Origin of the sequence: Megasphaera hexanoica (genome assembly GCF_043520715.1) — a bacterium.
GTDB lineage: Bacteria > Bacillota > Negativicutes > Veillonellales > Megasphaeraceae > Megasphaera > Megasphaera hexanoica.
On the sequence record NZ_CP171361.1, the window covers coordinates 1338537 to 1364538 of the forward strand.

A 26002-nucleotide genomic window follows, 5' to 3' on the forward strand; every position below is an offset into this window, starting at 1 on the left:
TCGTTTTATACCAGAGAAGGGTACGGTGGTGAGAGTACCCCATAAGACACGACTTCGTTACCGCCTTGGAACTGGCATCCGGAATAGAGTATGGATGTCCGGTCGCACCGTTACCGCGTTCGAGTACAGCAGGTATTGTCTGCTGAACTAGGGTGGAACCACGTGAGCAAGCTCTCGTCCCTTGAGGACGGGAGCTTTTGTATTACAAAGGAGGATGTTTTTTATGGCAGAATTAATTTTGAAAGATGGTAGCAAGAAAGTATTTGCCGATGGCATTTCTCTTGCCGAAGCCGTCAAACAGCTTAGCAACAGCCTGGCAAAAAAAGTATTAGTCGCAAAGGTAAATGGAGAAGTAACAGACCTGCGTGAACCGATTACCGACGGTTCGACTGTTGAATTCCTCACCTTTGACGATCAGGCTGGCAAAGATACCCTTCGCCATACAGCATCCCATGTCATGGCCCAGGCTATCCAGCATCTCTTCCCGGGCGTAAAATTCGCTATTGGCCCGTCCATTGAAAACGGCTTTTACTATGACCTCGATACAGAACACCGCTTCACACAGGAAGATTTCCCGGCAATCGAAGCCGAAATGGCCAAGATCGTCAAAGAAAACTTGCCTCTTACGAAAGAAGTCGTATCCCGTGAAGATGCGCTGAAACTCTTTAAAGAAGCCGGTCAGGATTATAAAGTAGAACTGATCCAGGACCTGCCGGAAGACGCTGAAATTTCCCTCTACCGCCAGGGCGATTTCGTCGATCTCTGTGCCGGCCCCCATACAGCTTCTACGGGCGCTGTTAAGGCCTTCAAGCTGCAGACCGTTGCCGGTGCCTACTGGCGCGGTGACGAACACAACAAGATGCTCCAGCGTATTTACGGTACGGCTTTTGAAAAGAAATCTGACCTCGATGATTACCTCCACATGCTGGAAGAAGCCGAAAAGCGTGATCATCGTAAACTGGGCAAACAGCTCGACTTGTTCAGTTTCCACGAAGAAGGCCCGGGCTTCCCGTTCTTCCACGCCAAAGGCATGGTCCTTCGCAAGACACTGCTCAAACTCTGGTACGAACTCCATGATGAAGCCGAATACGACGAAATCAGTACGCCGACCATCCTGAGCCGTCATCTCTGGGAACAGTCTGGTCACTGGGATCATTACCGGGAAAACATGTATTTCACCACTATTGATGATGAACCGTACGCCATCAAACCGATGAACTGCCCGGGTGGCATCCTCGTCTACAAGAGCAACGTCCACAGCTACCGTGATTTCCCCATGCGGATGGCTGAACTGGGCCTCGTCCATCGTCACGAACTCCACGGTGCCCTCCACGGCCTGTTCCGCGTCCGCTGCTTCACGCAGGATGATGCCCACATCTTCATGCTGCCGAGCCAGATGAAACAGGAAATTTCCGGCGTCATGGATCTCATTGATAAAGCTTACAAGATTTTTGGCCTCGATTATCACGTAGAACTGTCCACCCGTCCGGAAGATTCCATGGGCTCTGATGAAATCTGGGATCTGGCTACGAAGACGCTGCGTGAAGTCATCGAAGAAAAAGGCGTTCCCTTCCAGATTAACGAAGGTGACGGCGCATTCTACGGCCCGAAACTGGACTTCCATGTCAAAGACTCCATCGGCCGTACCTGGCAGTGCGGTACTATCCAGCTGGATATGCTCATGCCGGAACGATTCGACATGACTTACATCGGCGAAGATGGCCAGAAACATCGTCCGGTCATGGTTCACCGTACCGTCTTCGGTTCAGTCGAACGTTTCCTGGGCATCCTCATTGAAAACTACAACGGTGCCTTCCCCGTATGGCTGGCTCCGGTACAGGTCAAATTCCTGCCCATTTCGGACAAACATCTGGCCTATGCCAAAGAACTGCGCAAGAAATTCAAGAAGATGGGTATCCGCGTAGAAGTAGACGAAAGCAATGAAAAAATTGGCTACAAGATCCGCAAGGCCCAGATGGAAAAAGTTCCCTACATGGCTGTCATCGGCGATAAGGAAATGGAAAACAATACCCTCTCCATCCGCGACCGCGCCAAAGGTGATATCGGTGCACAGCCGGTAGACGACTTCATTGCCCATGTACAGGAATTAACGGCAACCCGTAAAGGCTGATCGATACAACGGCATAGAATAGACAAAAACAGGATCCGCTCCACGCGGGTCCTGTTTTTTCGATTATCAGGCAGAGCACGGACCATCTTTGGATAGGTGTTTGACGGTTTTTGCCGAATCCAGTAGAATAGAAGATAGAAAGGTGGTAGTATATATGATTATCAACTGGTTTCCCGGCCATATGGCCAAGGCCCGCCGGCTCATCGAAGACAATCTGAAGGTCATCGATGTCGTCATCGAACTGGTCGATGCCCGGATTCCCATGAGCAGTACCAATCCCATGATTGCAAAGCTCATCGGGCAGAAGCCGTCCCTGGTCGTCCTGAATAAAGCCGATCTGGCCGACCCGGACTGCGTGGCAGAATGGCTGGCTTATTATAAACAGCAGGGCCGCCTCGTCCTGGCTCTCAACAGCAAAGACAGCCGCAGCGTCAAGCAGCTCCTCAGCAAAGTGCGCCAGCTGGCAGCTCCCAAGCTGGAACGGTGGAAGATGAGAGGACTCAAGACCCGGTCCGTCCGTACCATGATTCTGGGTATTCCCAACGTAGGCAAATCGACGCTGATCAATACCCTGGCACACCGGAACGTGGCCAAGGCGGCCGATAAACCCGGCGAAACCAAGGGCAAGCAATGGGTCCATCTGGGAGACAAGCTGGAACTGCTCGATACGCCGGGCGTCCTCTGGCCGAAATTGGAAAATCAGACTTATGCCTGCCGGCTGGCCGCGACGGGGGCCATTTCCGACACGGTCTTTGACATGGAAACGGTCATTTCCGAACTGATCCGGGAACTGGGCCAGTGGTATCCGGAAGAACTGAAGAGCCGGTTCAAGCTCGATGCACTGGACGAGGCTCCGCTTGCTACGGTCGAAACCATCGGGCGCAAACGGGGCTGTATCGTATCGGGGGGCACCGTCGATATGGAAAAAACGTACAAACTCATATTGAAAGAGTTCCGTGAAGGACGCATCGGCGCCATTTCTCTCGACAGGGTAGAAGAACTCAGCGGGGAGGATGCGTAATGGATACGGCTGCATATAAACTGGCACAGCTGAAAGCCATGCTGGAAGACGGGCAGACCGACATCCCGGCTCTCCTGCAGGCCATGAAGGAAGACGCCCGCGTGTCCGTACAAAAAGAAGCCGCCGCCTTCATGCGCCGCATGGTGCGGGAAGAAAAGGAACGGGAACGGCTCCTTTCCCTGTATACGTACGAAACCAGATTTTATAATGAAAATATTTATCACGTGGCAGGTATCGACGAAGCCGGGCGGGGCCCCGTCGCAGGGCCCGTCATGATCGCCGCCGTCATCCTGCCTCCCTTCTGGGAATGTCCCGGCCTGAACGACAGCAAAAAAGTACCGCCGGCAAAGCGGGAACGGCTCTACGACAAAATCATGGCCGAAGCCGTCGCCGTCTCGTGTATTGCCAAATCGGAAAAGGAAATTGATGACCTCGATATCTATCACGCGACCCAACAGGGCATGTACGATGCCGTCCGGACCCTGTCCGTCCCGGCAGAAGCCGTCCTGGTCGATGCCATGCCTCTGCCGGCCCTTACGGTGACCCATCAGTCCCTGGTCCACGGCGATGCCCTCAGCGCGTCTATTGCGGCGGCATCGATCATTGCCAAAGTGACCCGGGACCGGCTCATGGAACAGTACGATAAGACTTACCCGGAATACGGTTTTGCCGTGCACAAAGGCTATCTGACCAGACTACACAAAGAGGCCATCGAAACCTACGGGCCCTGCCCGATTCACCGGCGTAGTTTTGAACCCATACGGACGATGACTCACTTTCACAGAGGAGATGAATGATATGAAACGAATCGGATTTATCGGACTGGGCATCATGGGTGTCCCCATGGTCTGCAACCTGTGCAAGGCAGGAATGGATGTCACAATCATAGACAATGGACACGGCAACCAGAAAGCCATAGCGGAACTAAAACAGCAAGGGGTCCACACGGCACTGACGGGCAGGGAAACGGCCCGGAATCAGGATGTGGTCATCACCATGCTCCCCAGCGGGCGCATTGTAAAAGATGTCCTCACCGGTCCAGACGGCGTACTGGCCGGCATCCGCCCCGGTACGGTCCTCATCGACTCCAGCTCGGTGGCTCCAGTCGAATCGCAGGAATTTGCCGCCCTGGCACAAAAAGCCGGCTGTCCCTTCCTCGATGCACCCGTAAGTGGTGGCGAACCCGGTGCCATAGCCGGCACGCTGGCTTTCATGATCGGCGGCGACGAAACGGTGGCAGAAGGGGTCCGGGACGTCTTTCTGGCCATGGGCTCATCGGCCGTCGTAACAGGACCTAACGGGGCCGGATCGGTGACGAAACTGTGCAATCAGATCATGTGTTTCATCAATATCGCTGCCGTCTCCGAAGCCCTGGTGCTGGCCCAGAAAGCCGGTGCGGATCCTAAGAAAGTGTATGAAGCTGTGCGGGGTGGTCTGGCTGGCAGTGCCATACTGGAACAAAAAGCAGCCCGTATCTATGGCCGCGATTTTGCTCCCGGCGGATTCCTGGAAAGTCAGATGAAAGATATCAATCACGTCATGGAAACGGCACAGGAACTGGACGTCCCCCTGCTGCTGGCACCAATCGTACAGCAGATTACCCAGAGCCTCATGCAGGAAGGCCGCGGCCGGGAAGACAACAGCTGCATGGTGACCTTCTATGAAAAACTGGCCGGTATAACCGTACAGACAAAAGAATAAGAAAAAGGGACTGGGCATGACAGCATACTTCTGTGAAATATGCGTTCTTATCCAGTCCCTTTTCCGTAACACTCAGGAAAGCCCCCGTATATACGCTTCAGCCTTGCTGACCGACACGACGTCGATCCAGCCGGTCTTTATCAGGTGCCGGCAGATGCCAAAGACGATGCCGTGGCCTGTGATGAAGTGCTGGAGTTCACTCAGCCGCGCTTCCCAGCCCGGAACAGAGCGATACCCCTCTATAGCCTGATCCAGCAGATTGTTTTCGGGCCACTCTTCGCGGAAATAGCTGTGGATGAATAAAAACAGATCGAGGACGCGGCCATCGATATGGAAGAATTTCATTTCATTTTCCCAGTCGAGAAAGGTAATCGAACGGGTAGCGGGATTCCATGCAATATCGCGCAGGGCGGGCCGGCCATGATGCAGTCCGTATGAATGGAGCTGGGCCAGGGCCACTCCTGCCTTGTGATAGGCTTCGGCCGCGTCCTGCGGATATTCCTTTACGATGCGCTGCAGCGGCCGGCCGCTGGCTTTCATGACGAAATAATCGGGACCCAGGAGGACGATGGCCGGCGCCAGAGGAATCCGGCTGTTCACCAGTCCGATTTTATAGACCTCCGTCAGATAGGCCGTGTGCGCGTTCTGCTTGGCAAAGCGGTTGCGCCCGTTGGACAGGCTGCGCTTGATAAAATACGATGCATCCTGATAGGTAAAAGACAGAACCCGCTTCTTCGGCTGTTTATCCATGGCCATACGGGCAGCTTTTTCCATTTCCCTGTCATACATAGTGGTACCCCCATCCCAAAAAAAGAACTGTATCTATTTTACATGATTTTTACAAAGAAGCAAAGAACTGGCCAGATTTTTCTATCGATTCCCGGGATAGTGTAACATAGTTCTAAGTGAGACTTGCCAGAAAGAAGGCCCTGATAATAATGATAGGTCATTGCACCGATTTCATTATTATCAGGGTCTTCTATGAAAACTATTGTAGCAGAAATCACCAGAACAATAAAAAATTCAGGTATAGTGATAGTGTCAGGAGGGTGTAGGCATTTTTAGGGATGAGAAAAAGACTTTGGTATAAAGCTGCATAATATGCTGATAGCCGCCGTTTTCTACTAGTCGCATCCATCCGCCTGTCAAGGTGGATTCACGGCCTGGCATATGATCCGCTTTTTCAGGAATGTAGGTGCAGTACTTTAATTTCCGAAAATTCCATTCTTTTTTTAAGATGTCCTGATTGATGTTCACGCGAGTTCGACACATGCAACCGGGAAAAAGTGACACGAAGTCTACTACAACAGGCTTTATAAGCATTTTTTATTTTAAAAGTGCCAAAGAGGGAATTTTACATGATTTTTATAAAGAAGCAAGGAACCGGTCAGATTTTTCTATCGATTCCCGGCAAGATGATTGACAGTGCCGCGATTCCCCTTGTATAATAGACGTGAAACATGTGACTGACGGAAAGTGGAGCATACCACGGGGAGCATGATTCGATATAGCCGACCGTCTGGGCGAAGGTTCCCGGAAGTGTCGGTATTTTTTTTATCTGCGTACGGAGGTAATAACGATGAAAGAACTGCAATTAAAATACGGCTGCAATCCCAATCAGGCTTCGGCCAGAGTGTATATGAAAGACGGCAGCGACCTTCCTTTTGATGTCTTAAATGGCCGCCCCGGCTATATCAACCTGCTCGATGCGTTCAACAGCTACCAGCTGGTCAAAGAACTGAAGGAAGCGACGGGCCTTGCGGCAGCAGCTTCTTTCAAACACGTCAGCCCCGCCGGTGCAGCCGTAGCGACGGACATGAGCGATACCCTGAAGAAAATCTACTGGGTCGATGACTTGGCCCTGTCCCCGCTGGCCTCGGCCTATGCCTGTGCCCGTGGTGCCGACCGCATGAGCTCCTACGGCGATTTCGTCGCCCTGTCCGACGTCTGTGACGTCGAAACGGCAACCCTCCTCAAACGGGAAGTATCGGACGGCGTCATTGCCCCGGGATACACCGACGAAGCACTGGAACTGCTCAAGACAAAGAAAAAAGGGAAATACTGCGTCCTCCAGATGCATAGCGATTATACGCCGGCTCCTATCGAATCGAAAGAAGTATACGGCGTCACCTTCGAACAGGAACGGAACAACGCCAAAATTACGGCAGATCTCTTCAAGGAAATCCCGACGAAAAACAAGAATCTCCCCGCTTCGGCAATCCGCGACCTCATGATTGCCCTCATCACGTTGAAATACACCCAGTCTAACTCCGTCTGCTACGTCAAAGACGGCATGACCATCGGCGTCGGTGCCGGACAGCAGTCCCGTGTACACTGCACCCGCCTGGCCGGCAACAAAGCGGACATCTGGTGGCTCCGCCAGAACCCGAAAGTCCTGGCCCTGCCCTTCCGCGACGACGTGCGCCGTCCGAACCGGGACAATGCCATCGACGTCTACATTTCCGATGACTACGAAGACGTCCTGGCCGACGGCATCTGGCAGGATCTGTTTACGGAAAAACCGGAACCGCTCACACGGGAAGAAAAGAAAGCCTGGATTGCCCAGCTCCACGGTGTAGCCCTGGGCAGCGACGCCTTCTTCCCCTTTGGCGACAACATCGAACGGGCCCATCGTAGCGGTGTAGACTACATCGCCCAGGCCGGCGGCTCCATCCGTGACGACAACGTCATCGAAACCTGCGACAAATACGGCATAGCCATGGACATGACCCACCTGCGCCTGTTCCATCACTAATATATATCATCTATGTAACATCGACACAGAACTCACGACTGGAAACGCTTCCAGCCGTGAGTTTTTTTGCATGCGGGAAAGGGATAGTTTCAAGTTTAAAGAAAAAGCTGCAGGGCCGGGATGGGTAGTAAAAAATGGAGCATTTCACTGATAAAAAGCTGACACTAACGCAGTGTTTCTTAGTGTTGAGTAGAGAAATCCGTAATGATATAATAAATATATCTATTATACAGAAATGACTATATCGCATTTATGAGGCAATGAGATACGGATATATACCGTTTTATACAAACATATTTCAGGTGATGTATATGATAGATACAATGGATATACAGAAAACAGGACTCAGTGAAGAATTAATAAAAGAAATAGGTACCATTGCCAGCAAATGGGAAGTGCAAAAAGTTATTCTTTTTGGGTCCCGGTCACGGGGAGATTATGGACGTGCCAGTGACATAGACCTTGCTGTCTCTGGGGGGGATTTCACACAATTCTGCCTGGATGTGGAGGAAAACACATGGACATTATTGAAATTTGATATCATTAATCTGGATAATCCATTGGAACCAGAATTTCGGACTATGATTCAGAAAGAAGGTGTCACGCTTTATGAAAAAATATGAAAATTTTTGTTCCAATCTGGCCGTACTGGCCAGTGCCGGAAAGGAAGATTTAGATAACGAATTTATACTCAGCGGCATTATCAACAAATTCTCCCTGCAATTTGAATTGACGTGGAAATTATTAAAGGAATTATTGAAATACGAAGGCCGTAACGCAGCTCATAGTGGTTCACCGCGGGAAATCATTAAGGAAGCGTACGCCGTCTATGATTTTGTCGATCCGGACATTTTCCTGGTGATGCTCAGAGATCGAAATGACATGACACATCTTTATGATGGTAAAGCGGCTAAGCGCCTGGTAACGAAGATTATCCAAGTATATATTCCTGCTTTCCAGAATCTAAAAAAACACATTGATGAACAATACGGAGACATACTTCCAGGCCTTTAATATCAGAACTCTGGTACTGCTGACATGCCCACGAAGCTCATTATGGCGAGCTTTGTGGGTATTTTTTATGAAGCTGGAAAAATCAGCCTTGCACAAGAGTTTGCATGCAACTTAGTTGAACTATCAACTAAGTTGCATGCAGCAGAGGGAGTGGTGCTTGCGGGGATACTGTATGAAGGAAAAGCGGCGTACCCTTTTGAAGCTGGATGTGGTATAATAAAAACGAATTTTCAGGAAAAATGGAAAATCCGCCCCGCTGTGACAACCATGCGGGATAGCTGCGATTGTGAAGATGAGTATCACTGAAAATGCTATAAAATCAAGAAAATCAGAATCCGCCCCGCAAACCGCCTCGTAGACCTGCATAAATACAGGCTTCGTAAGGGGTGCTGTACATTACCTTCATCCCCGTAAGGGGACGAATATGTTATAATGAATAGAAACGGGGTCCATCTGGTATCATAGCGATTGTCAGAGCTTCGGATTACTTTATTGACAGATACTATAACTGGGAAACAGGGGAATTTGAAGATTTCCCTACGGTATGTGAATTAGGAAAAGAGGATTGGTAGAAGTGGGAAAGAAACTTTCTTTAGCCGTTGAAGTAGCTGAAAAATATCATGCTGATATGACTGATAAGGCGGGGAAAACTTATATGTGCCATTTAACGTCTGTTTCTAACGCGGTATTGCCTCTGGGAGAAGACTATGCTGTAGTCGGCATGTTACATGACACGTTAGAGGATACGGAGATGACGAAGGAAACTCTTTTTTCCTTATTCGGAAAAGAGATAGCTGATGCCGTTTCTCTTTTGACCCATGATGATGCGGTCCCGTATCTGGACTATGTGCGGGGAGTAAAAAAATCCGGGAACGCACTGGCCATTGCTGTAAAAAAAGCAGATTTAAGAAATAATATGGATTTATCGCGTCTGCCGAAAGTGACAGACAAGGATTTGAAACGGGTAGAAAAATATAAGAAAGCCTATGCAATTCTGACAGGGGATGCGGTCTGATGATGAATGTAGAAGATATAAAAAACGCTGATATAGAGTCATTGGAAACGTGGTATGAAGACGATACCTGGAAACGTTTTCCTGAAGATGCTCAAAGAGAATTACTAGCTAGAATATGTGATTACAGGGTACGTAATTCGGGTGAATGGGATACCCCTATTGAAGAAGTATTTAAAACTCCCAGGGTTCAGAAGATGATCAGGGAAGGCTTTTTTAATGATATGGACGAGTACCTGATCGATAAGTAGAGGTATACCGGTTAACGGTTCAGAGATTCTACCGATCAGAAAATAAACAGCCTAAAGAATATTAATAAATGTAGTAAAGTTAAATGTAGTAAAGTTTTACGTAGTAAAGTTTTACTAAAACAAGCATCTGTGAGAAATTGCAGGTGCTTGTTTGCGTCCGTACCACTGAACGCCAGCTACCAGCCGCTATCTGAGGCTCTTCCCCCTACGACGAACGACCCACGAACTACGACAAACGGTCCTTCCCGACCTACGGCCCTTTCCGCTTGCCAATTCCACTTCTTTCTCTGGCCTTACTATGGTACAATTATTTACATAATATGTTATGTTATGGGCATGGAGGAAATGATATGAAAGACATGTGGAGGAAACTGCCACTCAGGAAGAAAGTTGTTGTGCTGCTGACGTTGCTTTGCATTGGCCTGACCATCGGGTATCTGCCGGAGCCGTATCCCCATGTCCTGACGAAGGAGGAAATCAAGGAGGCCGAAGCGGTATCCCGCTCGCAGACGGAGGTGCTGGCCCACAATGTGTCCCTGACCGACCAGGCCGGTCATTCCGTGTCGATCCAGTCGCTATATAATAAGAAGCCCGTATTCCTGTATTTCTGGATGAGCTGGAGCGATATGGCTGCAAAAGAGCTGCCTGTCCTGGATGAGATGTACCGGGAGCAGGGCCGGGAGGTGTATTTTGTCGTCGTCTGCCTGGACCGGGGAGAGGCGGCGCGGCAGCAGATTGAGTCTGCCTGGCCGTACGATATGCCCTTGTATTTTGCCAGTATGGAAACGGCCGGTATATATAATGTATATGAAGTGCCCCAGTGGTTCATGATTGGCCGCGGCGGGACGATCTTAGACAAGCATGCGGGCAGTCTGGACCGGAAGCAGCTGGCGTATTCGCTGGCCCGGAGCCTGAAATGAGGAGGATGTACTGTGACGAATATAGTGATAGCTTCAGATATTCATGGTTCGGCTTACTATTGCCGGCTGCTGATGGAAGCGGTGGAACGGGAACGGGCCGGACGGCTGCTGCTCCTGGGTGATATTTTGTATCATGGGCCGCGCAACGACCTTCCCCGGGAGTACGATCCCAGGGCGGTCATAGCCATGTTGTCCGGTCTTACGGTCCCCGTTTCTTCTGTACGGGGAAATTGTGATGCCGATGTCGATCAGATGGTACTGCCCTTTCCCATCCTGTCTGATTCGTGCCTGCTCCTGATAGAGGATCGGATGATTTTTGCCACTCATGGCCATGTGTTCCACAAGGACCACCTGCCGTCCCTTTCCCCGGGCGATGTCCTCCTTCATGGCCACACGCACGTGCCGGCCTGGGAGGAGCTGGACGGAGGCGTATTGTACCTGAATCCCGGTTCGGCCGCTCTTCCCAAGGAAGACAGCCCTCATTCGTACCTGGTCCTTTCCGGCCGGGACGTGATCTGGAAAGAGATGGATGGTACGGTGTTCCACCGGCTGACGTTGTGAAAGCGGGGAAAATTGGCACATTGCTCTGCCGTAAAGGATAGAAATGCGGTGTAAAACATGGTACAATATCATTTGTGCTTTGTAATTTGTCTGATTACATGATTTGCGATATTCAGTGAGAGGGGCTGCCGCCATGGCAGAACCGGAGGGGGATATACGATGGCAGATAAAAAAATGTATGAATTGGGGGCCGTGCGCTCCAAGTTTAGTGAATTATTCGAATATGGACAGGCCCAGGCGGCGAAAATCGGCTGGGAACATATTTATGATTTCAGTCTGGGAAATCCGTCGATTCCCGCACCGGATTGCGTCAAGGAAGCCATCATCGACATGCTCGATCATAAGACGAGCCGGGAAATCCACAGTTATACCAATGCCCGGGGCCTGCTGGAAGTACGCCAGTATCTGGCCGATTATATGAATGAAACTTATGATGCCGGCGTCGGACCGGACAATTTCCATCTCACCGTCGGGTCTTCGGCTTCCCTGGCGGTCATCATCCGGGCCCTGCAGGAAGATACGAGCGATGAGTTCATCGTCATTGCGCCGTTCTATCCGGAATACCGCATCTTCATCGAACCTATCGGATCCAAATGCGTCGTCGTTCCGCCCGATACGGAGCATTTCCAGTTGTCCATCGAAGGGGTGGCAAAGGCTATTACGCCGCATACGCGGGCGATTATCGTCAATTCGCCTAATAATCCGTCGGGGACAGTCTATTCGGAAGATACGATCCGCAGGCTGGCGGCCCTTTTGAAGGAGAAGTCGGCAGAAATCGGTCATCCTATTTTCCTTATTTCCGATGAACCGTACCGGGAAATCGTCTACGACAATCTCCCCATTCTCTATCTGCCGCATTATTATGACAATACGATCGTGACCTATTCGTACAGCAAGTCCCTGAGCCTGCCCGGTGAACGGATCGGCTATATCCTCGTGCCGCCGACGGTGGACGATCATGCATATCTCATGACGGCCATCCTGGGGACGGCCCGCATGTATGGCTATGTCTGCGCGCCCAGTACGTACCAGCGGGTCATTGCGGCCGTACGCGGGGCGACGGCGGACATCAGTGAGTACGACAAGAACCGTCATCTTATCTATGATAATCTGACGAAGATGGGCTACGACTGTGTTTATCCGTCGGGAGCGTTTTATTTGTTCGTAAAAGCGCCTGATGGAAATTCGCTGCAGTTCATGGAAAATGCCAAGAAATTTAATATCCTCCTGGTGGCAGCTGATGAGTTTGCCTGCCCGGGATATGCCCGCATTTCCTACTGCGTCGATGCCGATATGATCCGCCGTAGCCTGCCGGCATTCAAAAAGTTGCTGGCATTGTACAAATAGGAGGTAATTATGACTGATGTCATCATTATTGGCTCCGGCCCGGCCGGCGTTTCGGCTTCGCTCTATGCCCGGCGGGCAGGGCTGTCCGTAGAGGTGCTGTCCAAAGGCACGGGTGCCCTGGAAAAGGCGGAGCTCATTGAAAATTATTACGGATTTCCCGAACCGGTCAGCGGAGCTGAGCTGGCCAGCCGGGGGATAGCCGGGGCACGGCGCCTCGGCGTCCTTTTCAAGGAAGCGGAAGTCGTCTGGATTGGCATGGATGATACGCTGACTCATTTTGTCGTGGAAACGACGACGGAGAAAATCGAAACGCGCAGCATTATCCTGGCGACTGGTGCGGCCCGTCAGAGTCTTCCCATCCCGGGGCTCCGTGAGCTGGAAGGAAAGGGTGTCAGCTACTGTGCTATCTGCGATGCCTTTTTCTACCGGAAAAAGCCCGTCGTCGTCCTCGGCGGCGGAGAATACGCCCTGCACGAAGCGCAGGTGCTGCTGCCTGTTGCCTCTTCGGTCACACTTTGCACTAATGGCAGCGATGCGCCTGCCGGTGTACCGGAAGGGCTGGCTGTATGCACCCAGCCCGTAGAGGCCGTAGAAGGTACGGACCGCGTATCGGCAGTCCGTCTGGCGGATGGCAGCCAGATTGAAGCGGCCGGTGTATTTGTCGCCAGTGGTGTGGCAGGAAGTGCGGACCTGGCCCGTAAAATCGGGGCGCCCCTTTCGGGCTCGCATATCCTCGTCGATGAACACATGGCGACGGCCGTTCCAGGCCTGTTCGCCGCCGGCGATGCCACAGGTGGTCTGCTGCAGATTGCCAAGGCCGTGTACGAAGGAGCCCAGGCCGGTATCAGCGCAGCTGCCTATGTGCGCAAACAAAAAGGCATTTCGCAATAATAGGGCCTAAAAAGGAGCTGTCCTCACTGCGGCAGCTCCTTTCCCTTTATAGATTATTTAAAACGTAGTGAAATATTTTATGCTATCAGGTGAATATAGTGAATCAGCAGAATCGCATTTGGAACGGGAATTTTATTCTTATTACAGTAGGGAACGGCTTGTTGTTTGTCAATTTTCATATGCTCGTCCCGACCATTGCCATGTACGCCGCTTCCATCGGGTCCAGCGGCGGTGAAATCGGCATCATTGCCGGTATCTTCGCCCTGTCGGCCATCGTTGTGCGGCTGTTTACGGACGCCCTCGTAGGCAGACTGGGGAAGAAACGCTGTCTCTTCCTGGGACTTTTGACGTCCCTCGTCGCCACGGCGGGATACGGGCTGTTCCCGACATTCGGCGGACTCCTGACGGCCCGTATCCTCCATGGATTTGGCTTTGGGCTGTCTACGACGTTCGCGGCGGCCCTGGCCGTCGAGGTCATACCGCCGGAGCACCGCGGGGAAGGCGTCGGGTATTTCGGTCTGGGCAACACGATTTCCATGGGCTCGGCACCGGCTGTCGGGGTGGCGGTCTTCTCGGCATTTCCGCCGCAGATATTGTTTGCCCTGGCTTCGGCGGCCTGTATCGTGTCCATGACCCTGTTCCTGCTGGCACGGGTTCCGGAACGGCCGGCAGGGCAGGTGAAGAAGGAACGGATTTCCCTTCTGCATCATTTCTTTGAAGAAGGGACGGCCGTGCCGGGCGTTATTTCCTTCCTCTTTGGCTTCGTCAATGCGTCGGTCAATACGTATCTGCCGCTCATGGCGGAAGAAGCGCACATCGCCTATGCCGGCCTGTTCTTTGTGTCTGGCACGTTATTCGTGTTTCTCTCCCGGATAGTTGGCGGCAAAGTCTATGACCGTCACGGCCCGTTTTCCGTCATGTTTCCCGGCGTACTCCTGTACAGTGTGGCCATTTTCATGATCTGTACGGCTCATTCACCAATCTATCTGCTGTGTGGTTCGGTTTTCTATGGCCTGGGTGCCGGACTTCTCATGCCGGCCATCATGACCTGGCTGTTTAATGTGGTGGCTCCGGCGCGGCGCAGCAATGCCAGTGCGACCTATTACAACACCATGGACCTGGGAACATGCCTGGGCATTGTCCTCCTGGGGACCCTGGCCGGCCATGTGGGATACGTGGCTATCTTCTATGGCGTCCTGGCCGTCATGGGGCTGTACATTGCCTTTACGCTCTGGGCATGGAAAAGCGGCCAAATGACGGACCGGCGCACGCCGCCATCAGGCTCTCCGGTGCCATAACTCGGACAGGGCTACGCCGCCCAGGACGAGGACGGCCCCCAGCCACTGCACGGCTGTCAGGACTTCGCCGAGGAGCAGTCCCGACAGGGCCAGGGCCGTCAGGGGTTCGATGTAGCCGCAGATGGAGACGGTCTGGGCAGACAGGTTTTGAATACCGGAGAAATAGAGAGAGTAGCCGATACCCGTATTGACGATGCCCAGGCAGAGAATGCAGGCGATGGCCGTGCCGTCCAGTGCGGCCGGGCCGGAGGACATGGTACAGGTCACGAGGCCTACGACAAGGGAGGCGACGAGCAGCTGGCAGGCAGGAGATATGATCCCGCTTATGCCGGCTGTTTTTTTCATGGCGACGATGAGCAGGGCAAAGCACAGGGCGCACAGCAGGCCACACACGAGTCCCCATGAGAGGCCGTTGGCCTGAAAATCGGCGCCATTGATGCAGATCATGCCGCCGGTGACGATGATCATGCCGGCCACTTTGGGCAGGGTGAACGGTTCGTGAAAGACGAACCGTGACAGAATCATGATGAGGACGGGGCCGAAATAGCAGATGAGTGTGGCCAGGCTGACGCCGATCTGCTGGTAGGCTTCGTACAGGAAAAGCCAGTTCCCGGCCAGGAATATGCCCGACAGTACCAGCCAGACGAGGGAACGGCGCGGCGCCGTAAAGAGTACGTGCCACTGCCGGCGGCAGAGGGCCAGGATGAGCAGGAAGGTCCCGCCCAGGACCGTACGGCACAGTACGATTTCATAACTTGATAAGGGAATATGACTGGCAATGATGCCGTTGGTGCCGAAGATGACCGTTGCCAGAATGAATTTGATATATGAGTCTTTCATTGTATCCTCCTATTATACCCGTGTTGTATTGTATATACTGTATTGTAGCAAAAAACAGGGGAAAAGGGTTCATACATTTTTTTTTGTATTCTGTAAATTGTATACATAAGTAAAAGGAAAAAGAAATAGTGGTTTTACGTTTCAGTTATATCGTAAGTGTGATAAAATAGACCATAGATGTACAAAAATCCCATACTACGAGAGGAAAGAAGCTGAGTATATGATGGATGTCTACAGCACGACTGAAAATTTTACGCGCCGCGCCCTCTGGGCCCAGATCGACCTCGACGCGGCCGCTCATAATATGCAGGTCATCCGCCGTCATGTCGGGCCGGATGTACGGATTGCGGCCGTTGTCAAGGCCAATGCCTATGGCCACGGTGCCGTCGAACTGGCCCGTACCTTTGCGGAAAACGGGGCCGACTGCTTTGCCGTTTCCAGTCTGGATGAAGCGGTGGAACTGCGCCGTTATGCGGGGATTACCAAAAATATATTCATCCTCGGCCATACGGACGGACGGAGGACAGAGGAACTCCTGGCCTATCATATTGAGCCGGCCGTGTTCAATCTGAAGAATGCCGAATACTTTTCGTCGGAAGCGTCCCGCCTGGGCCAGACCCTGCAGGTTCATATTGCCATTGATTCCGGTATGAGCCGTATCGGATTCCTGCCCGATGAGGAAAGCATTTCCGTCATCAAGGAAATTGCCGCCCTGCCGCGCATCGAAATCCGGGGGATATTCACTCATTTTGCTGTGGCCGATGAGAAGGACAAGACCTTTACGCATGAACAGTTCAAGCGGTTTATGTGGGTCTGCAGCCGCCTGGAAGATGAAGGAGTCCATATCCCCATACGCCACTGCTGCAACAGTGCGGCGACGCTGGAACTGCCCCAGTATCATCTCGACATGGTCCGTCCCGGCATCATCCAGTACGGCTGCCAGCCGAGCCATGACGTATCTCTTGCCGGGTTTGATTTCCGGCCGGTCATGTCCCTGCGCTGCTGCGTGGCCCACGTCAAGCTCATCGATGCCGGGGCGACGGTCAGCTATGGCCGTCATTTTACCTGCGACCGGCGGCGCAAGATCGCGACGCTTCCTGCCGGGTATGCCGATGGCTACATGCGGGCCTTGTCGGGGAAGACCGACGTCCTGTTCCACGGTCACCGCGTCCCTCAGGTCGGCACGATCTGCATGGACCAGTGCATGATCGACATCACGGGCGAAGCGAACTGCCGGGCCGGCGATGAAGTCGTGTTATTTGGCCGCCAGGGCGATCAGTTCATCCCCATTGAAGAACTGGCCGACAAGGCTGGGACCATCAATTACGAAATCATGTGCAACATCAACCGCCGGGTGCCACGGGTCTATATCCGCAACGGCAGGGTGGTGGAACGGGAAGAATATCTCTTTGACAAACCTTAAAAGTTTCGCAGGATAAACGATAAACCTAAAATATAAACCTTGCAATCGGCAAGTATAAGGTATACTATAAAGATATAAGATACGTGCATATCCAGTATGCGCAGAGAGAAATAATCTGAATAAGGTGGTGCGTGTTATGAATTGGGATGACAAGATTTCGAAAAACGTGCAGGCTATCAAACCGTCGGGGATCCGTAAGTTCTTCGATATTGCCAATCAGATACCAGGCGTGCTGTCCCTGAGTATCGGCGAACCGGACTTTGCGGCACCGGACAAGGTATGCGAAGCGATGAAAGCCAGTATCGATGCCCGGCAGACCAGCTATACGGCTAATTCGGGCCTCATCGAACTGCGGCAGGAAATTGCAAAATTATTCCATGACCGCTATGGCGTTGATTACGATCCGGTCGATGAAATCATGGTGACTGTCGGGGCTTCGGAAGGGCTGACCATGGCTCTTTTGGCACTGACCGAACCGGGGGATGAAGTCATCATTCCCGACCCGGCGTATGTAGCCTATCCGGCGGCCGTAGAAGCTGCCGGCGGCATTCCCGTTTTCGTGCCGACTTATGCCAAAGATGACTTCAAAGTGACGGCAGACGCGCTGGAACAGGTCGTGACGCCTAAAACGAAAGCTATCGTCATGGGTTACCCCAATAACCCGACGGGGACGGTCATGACCCGGGAAGAACTGCTGCCCATTGCGGAATTTGTCAAGAAGCATGACCTGGTCGTCATGAGTGATGAAATCTATTGCGAACTGGTGTACGGCGATACGAAATTCACGTCCTTTGCCAACCTGCCGGATATGCGCGAACGGACGATTGTACTCAACGGCTTCTCCAAGGCCTACGCCATGACGGGCATGCGCCTGGGCTATGTCTGTGCCCCGCGGGACGGCCTGGCCAATATCCTGAAGCTGCACCAGTACATGATCATGTGTGCCAATACGCAGGCCCAGTACGGCGGCATCACCGCTCTCCGGGACTGCGCCGCTGACGTGGAATCGATGCGTCAGGAATACGATGCACGGCGTAAAGTCATTTATAAAGGCCTGGTCGATATGGGTCTTCCCGTTTTTGAACCGAAAGGCGCTTTTTACATCTTCCCCGATATCAGCTGCACGGGTATGAACAGTGAAGAATTCTGTGAAAAACTGGTCAAGGAAGAAAAAGTAGCCGTCGTTCCCGGCACGGCATTTGGTGCCTGCGGAGAAAATCATGTCCGCATTTCCTACGCTGCTTCCATGGAAACCATCAAGGAAGCATTGAAGCGGATGGCACGGTTTGTTGAAAAGTACAGAAAATAATATGGGATGATCAGAGGCTGCCCCGGGTTGTGTAACGGGGCGGCCTCTTTTTGGCCATGCAGGAATATGATACAATATATATAACGAGTTAGAGACCGACACGGGCCATCAGGTCTGTGGAAGAATTGGAACAGGGGAGGACGGAGTATATGGGAACGAAGTATTATCTCGGATTTGATGCGGGGACGCAGAGCGTAAAGGTAGCGGTATATGATGAAAACATGGAGGAAATTGTCATGGCAACGGCCAAGACGACCTTGTCCTATCCACAGCCCGGCTGGGTACAGATGGATATCGATGAATATTACCGCCTGATCAAGCAGTGCATGCGCGTCTGCAGCGACGGCATGAAGGAAAAGGGGATTTCTCCTTCGGGCGTGCGGGCCATCATGGGCGATGGCATCATCTGCGGCATTGCCTGCATAGACGAAGATGGCCATGCCCTGACGCCGTACATCAATTACCTCGACAGCCGGACAGCGGAAGATGTATCGCAGCTGAAAGAGCAGCATCTGGATATCTGGGCCAGGGAAACGGGCAATGCCGAACCGAACGTCATGTTCCCGGCCATGTTTGCCCGCTGGTTTTTGCAGAACGTGCCGGACGTACGGGAAAAAGGCGTCAAGTTCGTCCACAACTGCCCGTATATCCTCCTGCACCTGGCCGGCCTTTCCGGGAGCGATGCCTTCATCGACTGGGGGACCATGTCCGGCTGGGGGCTCGGCTACGATGTGGTGAACAAGTGCTGGTCGGAGGAGCAGCTCCGTATCCTGGGCATTCCCCGGTCGTATATGCCGCGTATCGTAAAGCCCTGGGATATCATCGGCCATCTGTGTGAAGCCGATGCGGCGGAAACGGGATTTCCCGCTGGCATCCCCATCTGCGCCGGTGCTGGCGACACCATGGAATCGATGATGGGCAGCGGCATCCTGGAAGCCGGCCGGGCCGTCGATGTGGCCGGGACCTGTGCCATGTTTTGCGCGGCTACGGATGGCATTATTCCTGAACTGTCGGCGCCGGGTACGGGACCGGTCTTTAATTCGGGGACCCTTCCCGGCACGTATTTTTACTGGGGCATGGTGCGTACGGGAGGGCTGGCCCTGCGCTGGTTCAAGGATAACATTGCCCGCAAGGCCGATGATGATGCCTATTACGGAGAAATGGACGACCTGGCCCGGCGTCATCCCGCAGGCTGCGGCGGCGCCATGTTCATCCCGTACCTGACCGGTGGCAATGGCGATTATCCTAATGTACGCGGTACCTTTACGGGCCTGACCCTGGACGACGACCAGGGGGCGTTGTGGCGCTGTGTGCTGGAGGGCATCGGCTACGACTATATGGAAGTCACCGACCGCTATCGCAGCGCCGGTATTGATCTTACGCAGCTGACCATCACCGAAGGCGGCAGCCGCGACCGGCTGTGGAATCAGATCAAGGCCGATATGCTCGATACCCGTGTCGTGACCTTGAAGGTCGCCGGCGGGGCCGTGCCGACCAACTGCCTGGTGGCAGCCTTTGCCGCCGGGGATGTGACCGACCTGAAAACAGCGTTGCAGCAGCAGCTGGCCGTCAGGGAAGAGTTTGTGCCCTGCCGTGATCATACGGCCCTGTACCGGAACCAGTATGAACGCCGCAAGGGACTGTTGGAAGCCTTAAACAATATCAAAAATTTATAAAATAGTTCGTGAATGTGTACAAATTCACAAATAAGAACCGGATATTTTTCCGGTTCTTATTTTATTGTTATGTATGTTGTACATTACTGGTACAAAGTTATCTGGCCATGCCTAAAGTTCATTGATTTATGGAAATCGATGATTAAACAACATAAATGCATGGAAAAAGGCCGTTTTAATGCCGTATATAAAAGGTAAAATAGGCAATGATTCTGTAAAGTTATGAAAATGTCTGTTTTTTTAGTGGACTTTTTTTCCAAACGTGTTATACTATGAATGTAAGCAGTGCATCTTATATTTACCAAAAAGTGATTTTTTTTTGAGACAAAAAGTGAAAAAAATCACGCTAATAAAGGAGGAGTTTCAAATGTTCAAAAAAGTCATGGTTATTGGTGCAGGTACGATGGGTTCCGGTATTGCTCAGGTATTTGCTGAACACGGTGTAGATGTTATCCTGAACGATATCAAACAGGAATTCATCGATGGCGGCATGAAAAAAATCGACAAACAGCTGACCAGAAAAGTTACGAAAGGTAAAATGACGGAAGACCAGAAAGCTGAAATCATGGGCCGTCTGACCGGTATCGTAGAAATCACGGAAGACAACATGAAAGATGTTGAACTCGTTGTCGAAGCTGCTATCGAAGACGAAAAGATCAAATGCGGCATCTTCAAGAACCTCGATGAAAAATGCCCGGCTAATACAATCCTCGCTTCCAATACGTCTTCCCTGCCTATCACCAAGATTGCTACGGCTACGAAACGTCCGGAAAAAGTTATCGGCATGCACTTCTTCAATCCGGCTCCGGTCATGAAACTGGTCGAAATCATCAAAGGTATCGCAACTGACGATGCTACGACGAAAGCCGTTGTAGAATGCGCTGAAGGCCTTGGCAAATCCCCTGTTGAAGTTGAAGACTTCCCGGGCTTCGCTGCTAACCGTGTCGTCGTTCCGATGCTGAATGAAGCATGCTATGCCCTCATGGAAGGCGTTGCTTCCAAAGAAGGTATCGACGCTGTCTGCAAACTCGGCTACAACCATCCGATGGGACCGCTCGAACTGTGCGACCTGATTGGTAACGATGTCGTTCTCCACGTTATGGAAGTTCTCTATGAAGGCTTTGGCGATCCGAAATATCGTCCGTGCCCGCTCCTCCGTAAATACGTTGCTGCCGGCTGGCTCGGCCGCAAGACGGGCAAAGGCTTCTACGATTACAGCAAATAATGCCCGCTGGATAGCTTGATACTGACCTTAAGGAGGATTCTACCTATGGAATTTGAAAACATTCTCTTCACCGTAGAAGAAGGTATTGCTACAATTACGATCAACCGTCCGAAACAGGCTAACGCCCTGAACGCCGCTACGGTCCGTGATATTGAAAAAGCCGTTGACTACATTGCCGGCTCGAAAGACGTACAGGTAGTCATCATTACCGGTGCTGGCGACAAATTCTTCGTTGCTGGTGCAGATATCAAAGAAATGGCTGATTACAACCCGAAACAGGCTGGTGACTGGGGCACATATGGTGCTGGCGTCATCACCAAGATTGAAAGACTGCCACAGCCGGTTATCTGCGCTGTAAACGGCTATGCTCTGGGTGGCGGCTGCGAAATCTCCATGGCCTGCGATTTCCGTTATGCTTCGGATAACGCCGTATTCGGCCAGCCGGAAGTCGGCTTGGGCATCATCCCCGGCTTCGGTGGCACACAGCGTCTTGCACGCCTCGTAGGTCCTGGCATGGCAAAAGAAATCATCCTGAGCAACCAGAATATTGATTCGGCTGAAGCTCTCCGCATCGGCCTGGTCAACAAAGTCGTTCCTCAGGCTGAATTAATGCCGGCTGCCATCAAGACCGCTAAGAAAATCATGAAACAGGGTCCTGTAGCAGTACAGATCGCTAAGAAAGCTATCAACAACGGCTTACAGTGCGACATCATTACAGGTATCCAGTTCGAAAGCAATGTCTTCGGCCTCTGCTTTGCTACAAAAGATCAGAAGGAAGGCATGAAAGCGTTCATGGAAAAACGTAAAGCCGATTTCAAAGGCGAATAACCGGTTTTTCTACAAGGTAATAAAAATACAGTGTCAGTGATGGCACTGTATTTTTTTTGACCATAAAAGTCAAAAGAATAGTATGAGAGAAAAATATTTTTGACTTTTTGACTTTTTTGACCTAAAATCATTGACAAATCGGCTCAATCATGCTATCTTTTATATAGTTGTTAGCACACCAATAAAAAGAGTGCTAAAACAACGCGGCATCGAGGTGACAGGAAATGAATTTGGATGAAAGAAAACAAAAAATATTGCAAGCTATCATTCAGGATTACATCACGTCTGCCGAACCTGTCGGGTCCCGGACCATTGCCCGGAAGTATAATCTGGGCGTCAGTGCCGCAACGATCCGTAACGAAATGTTTGACCTGGAAATGATGGGCTATCTGGAACAGCCCCATACGTCGGCTGGCCGGATTCCATCCATTAAAGGGTATCGGTTCTACGTCGATTGCCTGGTGAAACCGGAAAAGGTGACAAATGATGAAAAGAAATTTGTCGAAACATGGTTTCAGGACAAGGTAAGCGATGTCGATCAGATATTTCAGAATACGGCGAAGGGACTGGCCAGGATTACGCACAATGTGACCCTCGTCATGACATCGCAGCAGCCCGGTTCCCGGCTGAAATACATACGGTTCCTGCCGCTGGATCACCGGCGCGCTATCATGATTGTCGTTACCGATTCCGGGCAGATTGAAAACTGTATTTATTCCAAACCGGATGGCGTCGATGTGGACGAACTCAACATCGTCGCTGAGAAATTGACGAATTTCCTGTCCGGCGTGCCCATGGCCAAAATCAACATGGACATGCTGCAGCAGTTCCACGACGATGTGGTAGATGACCTTGATTTGTACCGGACTGCTTTCCGCTCACTTCACAGGGCGTTCCGCCGTCAGCAGCAGTTGTATAAAGGCGGGACGATGGAACTCCTGAATAAGCCGGAGTTCAAGGATGTCGATAAGGCGAAAAGCCTGTTTACCATGCTGGAGGAACAGGATATTGTAGCCAATATCCTGCATGATGAGGGAGAACAAACGGACAAACCGGTAACGGTGCGTATCGGTGAAGAAACTAAATTATCTCCGATTAATGACTGCAGCATTATTGAAGCGACCTTTACGGCCAATGACGTAGTCCTCGGTAAGATTGCTGTTTTGGGACCGGCCCGCATGGAATATGCCCGGATCATTGGCTTACTCGATTTTATGAAACAGCATGTGACCCATATTCTGGAACATTACCAGGACGATAAATAGGAGGGATGCAGGTCATGAGTAAAGACAAGAAAAAAGAAGAAAAAGAAAAACAGACGACGACAGAGGCTGTGGAAGAAACGAAACAGCCGGCTGATGAAATAGCAGAAGAAACAGCGGCAGATGATGGTGCCGGTGCCGGACAGGCGGACAGCCAGAAGGCACAGCAGCCGGATGCCAGCGCACAGGCAGAGGCGGCAGCAGCGGAAATGAAATCGCGCTACTTGCGCCTCCAGGCCGATTTTGCCAATTTCAAGAAGCGGACTGCAACAGAAAAGCAGCAGATTTCTGAAGTCGTCAAAATGGATGTCCTCCAGAACATCCTGCCGGTCATCGATAATTTCGAACGGGCCCTGCAAGTGCCGCAGGATTCCCTTTCCGATGAGCTCAAATCGTTTGTAGATGGCTATACCATGATTTACAAACAGCTCATGACGGTTCTCGAAAAAGAAGGTGTTACGAAAATTGATGCCGTAGGCAAACCGTTTGATCCGAATTATCATCAGGCAGTCATGCGGGTCCCCAGCGATGAATACGATAATGACGTCGTTGTGGAAGTCCTGCAGGAAGGATATCTGCTGGGTGACAAGACATTGCGCCCGGCTATGGTTAAAGTTGCATTTAACGGTTAAGTATCGTAGAAAGTATAAGATTGGAGGAATTACTTATGTCTAAAGTAATTGGTATTGATTTAGGTACGACAAACTCGGTTGTAGCTGTTATGGAAGGCGGCGAACCGACGGTTATCACGAATACAGAAGGTTCCAGACTGACGCCGTCTGTCGTTGGTTTTTCCAAGACGGGCGAACGCCTGGTCGGCCAGCTGGCAAAACGTCAGGCTGTTTCCAACCCGGAAAACACGATTTCTTCTATTAAACGTCATATGGGTGAAAATTACACCGTCGATATCCAGGGCAAGAAATATACGCCTCAGGAAATCTCGGCCATGATCCTGCAGAAACTGAAGGAAGACGCCGAAAGTTATCTCGGTGAAAAAGTTACCCAGGCTGTCATCACCGTTCCGGCGTACTTCAACGACGCCCAGCGTCAGGCTACGAAAGACGCCGGTAAGATCGCCGGCCTCGATGTACTCCGTATCGTCAACGAACCGACGGCTGCAGCCCTCGCTTATGGCCTGGATAAAGGCGGCGACGGCAAGATCCTCGTATTCGACCTCGGCGGTGGTACTTTCGATGTTTCCATCCTCGAACTGGGCGACGGCGTATTCGAAGTAAAGGCTACCAACGGTAATACCCACCTCGGCGGCGACGATTTCGATAATAAAGTCATGAACTGGATGATCAGTGAATTCAAGAGCCAGACCGGCATTGACCTGTCGCAGGATAAGATGGCTGAACAGCGTCTGAAAGAAGCCGCTGAAAAAGCCAAGATTGAATTGTCTACGGTCCTTTCGACCAATATCAATCTGCCGTTCATCACGGCCGATGCCACGGGCCCGAAACACCTCGATCTGACACTGACCCGTGCTAAATTCAACGAACTGACGGAAGACCTCGTACAGGCTACGATGGAACCGACCCGTAAAGCCATCGCCGATTCGGGTTTCTCCATCAATGAAATCGACAAGATCATCCTCGTCGGTGGTTCCAGCCGTATCCCGGCTGTTCAGGAAGCCATCAAACAGGTACTGGGCAAAGAACCGAGCAAAGGCGTCAACCCCGATGAATGCGTTGCCGTCGGCGCTGCTATCCAGGCCGGTGTCCTCGTAGGCGATGTCAAAGACGTACTGCTCCTCGATGTAACGCCGCTGTCCTTAGGGATTGAAACGCTGGGCGGCGTCTTCACCAAGATCATCGACCGCAACACGACCATCCCGACTTCGGGAAGCCAGATTTTCTCGACAGCCGTCGATAACCAGCCGTCTGTCGATGTCCACGTCCTGCAGGGCGAACGGGAAATGGCTGCCGATAACAAGACGCTGGGCCGTTTCGAACTGACCGGTATCCCCGCTGCTCCCCGTGGAGTACCCCGTATCGAAGTTACATTCAATATCGATGCCAACGGTATCGTAAACGTAGCAGCTAAGGATTTGGGCACGGGCAAGGAACAGAAGATTACCATCAAATCGTCTTCCGGCCTCGACAAGAGTGAAATCGACCGCATGGTCAAGGAAGCAGCTGCCCACGAAGCGGAAGATAAGAAACGCAAGGAAGCTATTGAAGCCAAGAACAATGCCGATTCCCTGATTTATCAGGCTGAAAAGACCATCAAGGATCTGGGCGACAAAGCCGATGCTTCCAAAGTTTCGGAAATCAAATCGAAGATTGCCGACCTCAAAGAAGCCATCAAGACGGATGATGTCGATAAGATTAAAGCTGCTTCGGAAGCTCTGACCAAACCGCTCTACGACCTGACCAGCGATATGTACAAACAGGCCGATGCACAGCAGCAGGCTGCCCAGCAGCAGGCCGGGGCACAACAGGGTGCCGGCGCACAGCAGCAGGAAAGCCAGAACGGTGAAAAAGTCGTCGATGCCGACTACAAAGTTGTCGATGACGACCAGAAGTAAGTTGTAA

Annotated in this window: 26 protein-coding genes and 1 riboswitch; of the genes, 23 read left to right on the forward strand and 3 right to left on the reverse strand. The window is 51.7% G+C overall.

The window, feature by feature from the left end:
* Window positions 1–223 precede the first annotated feature (223 nt).
* The 4 genes from thrS to ACGTIC_RS06535 all read left to right on the forward strand — a co-directional run bounded on the left by thrS (window position 224) and on the right by ACGTIC_RS06535 (window position 4853).
* Window positions 224–2131, forward strand: a complete 1908-nt coding sequence (gene thrS / locus ACGTIC_RS06520; protein ID WP_113856194.1) for a threonine--tRNA ligase — start codon at window positions 224–226, stop codon at window positions 2129–2131.
* A 154-nt stretch (window positions 2132–2285) separates the two neighbouring features.
* Window positions 2286–3152: a ribosome biogenesis GTPase YlqF gene (gene ylqF, locus ACGTIC_RS06525; RefSeq protein WP_113856193.1), complete on the forward strand. Its 867-nt coding sequence runs from the start codon at window positions 2286–2288 to the stop codon at window positions 3150–3152.
* On the forward strand, window positions 3152–3949 hold the full coding sequence (locus tag ACGTIC_RS06530; protein ID WP_113856192.1) for a ribonuclease HII: 798 nt from the start codon (window positions 3152–3154) through the stop codon (window positions 3947–3949). The genes ylqF and ACGTIC_RS06530 overlap by 1 nt, the downstream gene beginning before the upstream one ends.
* 1 nt (window position 3950) lies before the next feature.
* Complete coding sequence (locus tag ACGTIC_RS06535; RefSeq protein ID WP_113856191.1) at window positions 3951–4853, forward strand: NAD(P)-binding domain-containing protein; 903 nt, start codon at window positions 3951–3953, stop codon at window positions 4851–4853.
* A gap of 72 nt (window positions 4854–4925) precedes the next feature.
* Here the strand turns inward: ACGTIC_RS06535 and ACGTIC_RS06540 are convergent, their stop codons facing one another.
* Window positions 4926–5642: a hypothetical protein gene (locus ACGTIC_RS06540; protein WP_113856190.1), complete on the reverse strand. Its 717-nt coding sequence runs from the start codon at window positions 5640–5642 to the stop codon at window positions 4926–4928.
* A gap of 252 nt (window positions 5643–5894) precedes the next feature.
* Entirely contained in the window at window positions 5895–6110 is a 216-nt protein-coding gene (locus tag ACGTIC_RS06545; RefSeq protein ID WP_162816277.1) for a hypothetical protein, read from the reverse strand.
* 195 nt (window positions 6111–6305) lie between these two features.
* A riboswitch (ZMP/ZTP riboswitch) is annotated at window positions 6306–6385 on the forward strand.
* A 47-nt stretch (window positions 6386–6432) separates the two neighbouring features.
* Here ACGTIC_RS06545 and ACGTIC_RS06550 point away from each other — a divergent pair.
* The 11 genes from ACGTIC_RS06550 (at window position 6433) to ACGTIC_RS06600 (ending at window position 14902) form a co-directional block, all read left to right on the forward strand.
* Entirely contained in the window at window positions 6433–7608 is a 1176-nt protein-coding gene (locus ACGTIC_RS06550) for a phosphoribosylaminoimidazolecarboxamide formyltransferase (protein ID WP_113856189.1), read from the forward strand.
* Window positions 7609–7919: 311 nt separating this feature from the next.
* On the forward strand, window positions 7920–8231 hold the full coding sequence (locus ACGTIC_RS06555) for a nucleotidyltransferase family protein (protein ID WP_113856188.1): 312 nt from the start codon (window positions 7920–7922) through the stop codon (window positions 8229–8231).
* Window positions 8218–8622, forward strand: coding sequence for an HI0074 family nucleotidyltransferase substrate-binding subunit (locus ACGTIC_RS06560; protein ID WP_075582171.1), 405 nt, complete (start codon window positions 8218–8220; stop codon window positions 8620–8622). The genes ACGTIC_RS06555 and ACGTIC_RS06560 overlap by 14 nt, the downstream gene beginning before the upstream one ends.
* 42 nt (window positions 8623–8664) lie before the next feature.
* A complete protein-coding gene (locus ACGTIC_RS06565) occupies window positions 8665–8928 on the forward strand; it encodes a hypothetical protein (protein ID WP_113856187.1) in 264 nt (87 codons plus the stop codon).
* Between the two features lie 268 nt (window positions 8929–9196).
* Window positions 9197–9637, forward strand: coding sequence for an HD domain-containing protein (locus tag ACGTIC_RS06570; protein WP_070807783.1), 441 nt, complete (start codon window positions 9197–9199; stop codon window positions 9635–9637).
* Window positions 9637–9885: a hypothetical protein gene (locus ACGTIC_RS06575; protein WP_113856186.1), complete on the forward strand. Its 249-nt coding sequence runs from the start codon at window positions 9637–9639 to the stop codon at window positions 9883–9885. Before ACGTIC_RS06570 ends, ACGTIC_RS06575 begins: the two co-directional genes overlap by 1 nt.
* A gap of 350 nt (window positions 9886–10235) precedes the next feature.
* Entirely contained in the window at window positions 10236–10805 is a 570-nt protein-coding gene (locus ACGTIC_RS06580) for a TlpA disulfide reductase family protein (protein ID WP_059077303.1), read from the forward strand.
* Window positions 10806–10817: 12 nt separating this feature from the next.
* On the forward strand, window positions 10818–11366 hold the full coding sequence (gene yfcE / locus ACGTIC_RS06585) for a phosphodiesterase (RefSeq protein ID WP_113856185.1): 549 nt from the start codon (window positions 10818–10820) through the stop codon (window positions 11364–11366).
* 159 nt (window positions 11367–11525) lie between these two features.
* On the forward strand, window positions 11526–12713 hold the full coding sequence (locus ACGTIC_RS06590; RefSeq protein ID WP_075582180.1) for a pyridoxal phosphate-dependent aminotransferase: 1188 nt from the start codon (window positions 11526–11528) through the stop codon (window positions 12711–12713).
* 9 nt (window positions 12714–12722) lie between these two features.
* Entirely contained in the window at window positions 12723–13604 is an 882-nt protein-coding gene (locus ACGTIC_RS06595; RefSeq protein WP_059077301.1) for an NAD(P)/FAD-dependent oxidoreductase, read from the forward strand.
* Window positions 13605–13702: 98 nt separating this feature from the next.
* Window positions 13703–14902, forward strand: a complete 1200-nt coding sequence (locus ACGTIC_RS06600; RefSeq protein WP_257536537.1) for an MFS transporter — start codon at window positions 13703–13705, stop codon at window positions 14900–14902.
* On the opposite strand, the gene ACGTIC_RS06605 is transcribed toward ACGTIC_RS06600, so the two are convergent.
* On the reverse strand, window positions 14882–15742 hold the full coding sequence (locus ACGTIC_RS06605; RefSeq protein ID WP_113856184.1) for a DMT family transporter: 861 nt from the start codon (window positions 15740–15742) through the stop codon (window positions 14882–14884). The genes ACGTIC_RS06600 and ACGTIC_RS06605 overlap by 21 nt on opposite strands.
* A 220-nt stretch (window positions 15743–15962) precedes the next feature.
* On the opposite strand from ACGTIC_RS06605, the gene alr reads away from it, so the two are divergent.
* The 8 genes from alr to dnaK all read left to right on the forward strand — a co-directional run bounded on the left by alr (window position 15963) and on the right by dnaK (window position 25995).
* Window positions 15963–17165 (forward strand): alanine racemase, encoded by a 1203-nt coding sequence (alr, locus tag ACGTIC_RS06610; protein ID WP_113856183.1) that lies wholly within the window; start codon window positions 15963–15965, stop codon window positions 17163–17165.
* Window positions 17166–17301: 136 nt separating this feature from the next.
* Window positions 17302–18474, forward strand: a complete 1173-nt coding sequence (locus ACGTIC_RS06615) for a pyridoxal phosphate-dependent aminotransferase (RefSeq protein WP_113856182.1) — start codon at window positions 17302–17304, stop codon at window positions 18472–18474.
* Between the two features lie 149 nt (window positions 18475–18623).
* A complete protein-coding gene (locus tag ACGTIC_RS06620) occupies window positions 18624–20150 on the forward strand; it encodes an FGGY-family carbohydrate kinase (protein WP_394522577.1) in 1527 nt (508 codons plus the stop codon).
* A 367-nt stretch (window positions 20151–20517) separates the two neighbouring features.
* Window positions 20518–21375, forward strand: a complete 858-nt coding sequence (locus ACGTIC_RS06625; protein ID WP_059077296.1) for a 3-hydroxybutyryl-CoA dehydrogenase — start codon at window positions 20518–20520, stop codon at window positions 21373–21375.
* A 45-nt stretch (window positions 21376–21420) separates the two neighbouring features.
* On the forward strand, window positions 21421–22203 hold the full coding sequence (locus ACGTIC_RS06630; protein ID WP_059077295.1) for an enoyl-CoA hydratase-related protein: 783 nt from the start codon (window positions 21421–21423) through the stop codon (window positions 22201–22203).
* A 224-nt stretch (window positions 22204–22427) separates the two neighbouring features.
* The gene (hrcA, locus tag ACGTIC_RS06635; protein WP_113856180.1) at window positions 22428–23468 is read left to right on the forward strand and encodes a heat-inducible transcriptional repressor HrcA; all 1041 of its coding nucleotides are present in this window, start codon (window positions 22428–22430) and stop codon (window positions 23466–23468) included.
* Window positions 23469–23482: 14 nt separating this feature from the next.
* Entirely contained in the window at window positions 23483–24097 is a 615-nt protein-coding gene (gene grpE, locus ACGTIC_RS06640; RefSeq protein ID WP_059077293.1) for a nucleotide exchange factor GrpE, read from the forward strand.
* A gap of 35 nt (window positions 24098–24132) precedes the next feature.
* Window positions 24133–25995, forward strand: coding sequence for a molecular chaperone DnaK (gene dnaK, locus ACGTIC_RS06645; protein WP_113856179.1), 1863 nt, complete (start codon window positions 24133–24135; stop codon window positions 25993–25995).
* Window positions 25996–26002: the final 7 nt, after the last annotated feature.

What these genes read in the sequence shown, in the direction of transcription:
- ACGTIC_RS06615 (WP_113856182.1), top strand. Translation starts at nt 17,302, where the DNA reads ATGAATTGGGATGACAAGATTTCGAAAAACGTGCAGGCTATCAAACCG.
- ACGTIC_RS06560 (WP_075582171.1), top strand. Translation starts at nt 8,218, where the DNA reads ATGAAAAAATATGAAAATTTTTGTTCCAATCTGGCCGTACTGGCCAGT.
- ACGTIC_RS06630 (WP_059077295.1), top strand. Translation starts at nt 21,421, where the DNA reads ATGGAATTTGAAAACATTCTCTTCACCGTAGAAGAAGGTATTGCTACA.
- alr (WP_113856183.1), top strand. Translation starts at nt 15,963, where the DNA reads ATGATGGATGTCTACAGCACGACTGAAAATTTTACGCGCCGCGCCCTC.
- hrcA (WP_113856180.1), top strand. Translation starts at nt 22,428, where the DNA reads ATGAATTTGGATGAAAGAAAACAAAAAATATTGCAAGCTATCATTCAG.
- ACGTIC_RS06595 (WP_059077301.1), top strand. Translation starts at nt 12,723, where the DNA reads ATGACTGATGTCATCATTATTGGCTCCGGCCCGGCCGGCGTTTCGGCT.
- ACGTIC_RS06625 (WP_059077296.1), top strand. Translation starts at nt 20,518, where the DNA reads ATGTTCAAAAAAGTCATGGTTATTGGTGCAGGTACGATGGGTTCCGGT.
- dnaK (WP_113856179.1), top strand. Translation starts at nt 24,133, where the DNA reads ATGTCTAAAGTAATTGGTATTGATTTAGGTACGACAAACTCGGTTGTA.
- ACGTIC_RS06620 (WP_394522577.1), top strand. Translation starts at nt 18,624, where the DNA reads ATGGGAACGAAGTATTATCTCGGATTTGATGCGGGGACGCAGAGCGTA.
- thrS (WP_113856194.1), top strand. Translation starts at nt 224, where the DNA reads ATGGCAGAATTAATTTTGAAAGATGGTAGCAAGAAAGTATTTGCCGAT.
- ACGTIC_RS06580 (WP_059077303.1), top strand. Translation starts at nt 10,236, where the DNA reads ATGAAAGACATGTGGAGGAAACTGCCACTCAGGAAGAAAGTTGTTGTG.
- ACGTIC_RS06565 (WP_113856187.1), top strand. Translation starts at nt 8,665, where the DNA reads ATGGCGAGCTTTGTGGGTATTTTTTATGAAGCTGGAAAAATCAGCCTT.
- ylqF (WP_113856193.1), top strand. Translation starts at nt 2,286, where the DNA reads ATGATTATCAACTGGTTTCCCGGCCATATGGCCAAGGCCCGCCGGCTC.
- grpE (WP_059077293.1), top strand. Translation starts at nt 23,483, where the DNA reads ATGAGTAAAGACAAGAAAAAAGAAGAAAAAGAAAAACAGACGACGACA.
- ACGTIC_RS06535 (WP_113856191.1), top strand. Translation starts at nt 3,951, where the DNA reads ATGAAACGAATCGGATTTATCGGACTGGGCATCATGGGTGTCCCCATG.
- ACGTIC_RS06575 (WP_113856186.1), top strand. Translation starts at nt 9,637, where the DNA reads ATGATGAATGTAGAAGATATAAAAAACGCTGATATAGAGTCATTGGAA.
- ACGTIC_RS06550 (WP_113856189.1), top strand. Translation starts at nt 6,433, where the DNA reads ATGAAAGAACTGCAATTAAAATACGGCTGCAATCCCAATCAGGCTTCG.
- ACGTIC_RS06540 (WP_113856190.1), bottom strand. Translation starts at nt 5,642, where the DNA reads ATGTATGACAGGGAAATGGAAAAAGCTGCCCGTATGGCCATGGATAAA.
- ACGTIC_RS06605 (WP_113856184.1), bottom strand. Translation starts at nt 15,742, where the DNA reads ATGAAAGACTCATATATCAAATTCATTCTGGCAACGGTCATCTTCGGC.
- ACGTIC_RS06530 (WP_113856192.1), top strand. Translation starts at nt 3,152, where the DNA reads ATGGATACGGCTGCATATAAACTGGCACAGCTGAAAGCCATGCTGGAA.
- ACGTIC_RS06590 (WP_075582180.1), top strand. Translation starts at nt 11,526, where the DNA reads ATGGCAGATAAAAAAATGTATGAATTGGGGGCCGTGCGCTCCAAGTTT.
- ACGTIC_RS06555 (WP_113856188.1), top strand. Translation starts at nt 7,920, where the DNA reads ATGATAGATACAATGGATATACAGAAAACAGGACTCAGTGAAGAATTA.